Source organism: Burkholderia sp. Se-20378 (genome assembly GCF_017104665.1).
GTDB classification, from domain to species: domain Bacteria; phylum Pseudomonadota; class Gammaproteobacteria; order Burkholderiales; family Burkholderiaceae; genus Burkholderia; species Burkholderia lata.
In genome coordinates this window covers 1-1,864 of the sequence record NZ_JAAGPG010000954.1, presented here as the reverse complement: position 1 = coordinate 1,864, position 1,864 = coordinate 1, and the positions used below count along the sequence as shown (strand labels likewise).

1 protein-coding gene and 2 pseudogenes are annotated in these 1,864 nt (G+C 68.7%); 1 reads left to right on the top strand and 2 read right to left on the bottom strand.

All coding sequences use genetic code 11. From position 1 onward, the window contains the following. Positions 1-328, top strand: a pseudogene (locus G3N93_RS39310) (6-aminohexanoate hydrolase); the annotation flags it as partial. A gap of 21 nt (positions 329-349) precedes the next feature. Here the strand turns inward: G3N93_RS39310 and G3N93_RS39305 are convergent. Beyond that, a complete protein-coding gene (locus tag G3N93_RS39305) occupies positions 350-1,396 on the bottom strand; it encodes an ABC transporter substrate-binding protein (RefSeq protein ID WP_174938432.1) in 1,047 nt (348 codons plus the stop codon). Then, positions 1,393-1,674 (bottom strand): annotated as a pseudogene (locus tag G3N93_RS39300) (NAD(P)/FAD-dependent oxidoreductase); the annotation flags it as partial. The pseudogene G3N93_RS39300 and the gene G3N93_RS39305, both read right to left, overlap by 4 nt. Positions 1,675-1,864: the final 190 nt, after the last annotated feature.

Sequence of the window (1,864 nt, the reverse complement as noted above, 5' to 3'; positions counted from 1 at the left end):
GACGATTCGCGCGGCGCTGCAGCCCGCGCACAACGCGGCGCTGTTCGCGAAGGGCAACGTGATCGCGGGCAAGGACGGCTATGCGTATCGCGACTACTGGTACCAGGTGAACGACGGCGACGGTTCGTTCGCGGCGGCGGGGCGGTTCGGCCAGTCGATCCTCGTCGATCCGAAGCACGCGCTGACGATCGTCAAGTTCTCGTCGTCGCCGGACTTCGCGCCGCGCTCGCTCGATGCACACGGTGAATCGACACGGCCGCGCGCGGCGCTCGAACGCGGCGATGCGTTGAGCGGGGTGGCGCGCGCGGTCGTGGAGACGCTGCGGTAACGCACCCGCGCCCGCTCCGGCTTACCGTTCGATCTGCCGGTTCCAGCGCGTATCCCACTGCGCGCGGCGGGCGTTGATCGCGGTCCAGTCGACGACCGTCACCTTGCGCACCAGGTCGTCGACGTTGCCGAGGCTCTGCTGCATCGCGGCGGGCATCTTCGCGACGCGGTTGGTCGGGATCTGCCTGCCGGCCTCGGCCGCCTTCGTCTGCGCGGGCGCGGACAGCAGGAACTGCGCGAGCTTCTGAGCCAGCTGCGGATCGGGGTTGTTCGCGACCACGCACAGGTCGACGAGCAGCAGCACGGGGCCTTCCTTCGGGTTCGCGTACGCGACCGGGATGCCCTTGTCCTGCAGGTCGCCGACGCCGGTCGGCGTGAGCGGGAACAGGCCGGCTTCGCCGGTCTGCACCATCTCGGAGATCTTCGCCGAGTTCGGGATGTACTCGACGACGTTCGGCCCGACCGTGCTCGCCCACTTGCTGAAGCCCGGCTCGACGTTCTGCTCGTTGCCGCCGAGCAGCCGGTTGATCGCGAGGAAGCCGTGCAGCCCGAACGTGCTGCTCGACGCCGACTGGAACACGACCTTGCCCTTGTATTTCGGATCCGCGAAATCCATCCACGACGTCGGCGGCGCCCAGCCCTTGTCCGCGAACAGCTTCTTGTTGTACGCGATGCCGGTCATCCCGAGTTGCACGCCCGCGCCGACGTCGTCCTTCATCCGCGCGAACGGGTACAGCTCCTTCAGCACCGGCGAATCGTCGAGCTTCTGGCACACGCCGAGGCTGACCGCGCGCGCCATCACGCCGTCGTCGAGGAACGCGACGTGGATCTGCGGCTTGTTGCGGTTCGCGAGCAGCTTCGCGAGCACGTCCGACGACGTGCCGGGCACGACGACGACCTTCACGTTGTTCGCCTTCTCGAAGTCGGGCAGCACCTGGCTCGTATAGGCCTTTTCCATCGGGCCGCCGTTCATGCCGACGTAGATCGTCTTCGTTTGCGCGAACGCGGGCGCACTCGCGCCGGCGAGGCAGAGGGCGGCGGCCGCCGTGATCGTTCCGAGCAGTTTCATTTGTGGGTCTCCTCTTGGGGGAAAGGGGTGGTCGGCGTGGCTTGCGGCGCGAAGCGGCCGATCGAGAACGCATCGAGCGGCGTGGCGGTTTCGCCGGCCGTGACGAGATCGGCGAGCACGTCGCCGACACCCGGCGCGAGCAGGAAGCCGCCGCCGGAAAAACCGAATGCATGCAGCAGGCGCGGCGTCGTGCGGCTTGCACCGATGATCGGGTTGTGGTCGGGCGTGCAGCCTTCGACGCCGCTCCACGTACGGATCAGCAGCGCGTCGCGCAGCGCGGCCCGGGCGCGCGGACCAATTGGCTGACGCGCCCCGACCTCCCGGCCAAGACCGGCCCGCCAACGGGCGCGCGGACCAATGTGCTGAAGCGCACCGACCTCGCGGGCAAGACCGGCACGACGAACGACTCGCACGACGCGTGGTTCGCCGGCTACCAGCACACGCTCGCCGCGATCGCGTGGATCGGCT

What these genes read in the sequence shown, in the direction of transcription:
- G3N93_RS39305 (WP_174938432.1), bottom strand. Translation starts at nt 1,396, where the DNA reads ATGAAACTGCTCGGAACGATCACGGCGGCCGCCGCCCTCTGCCTCGCC.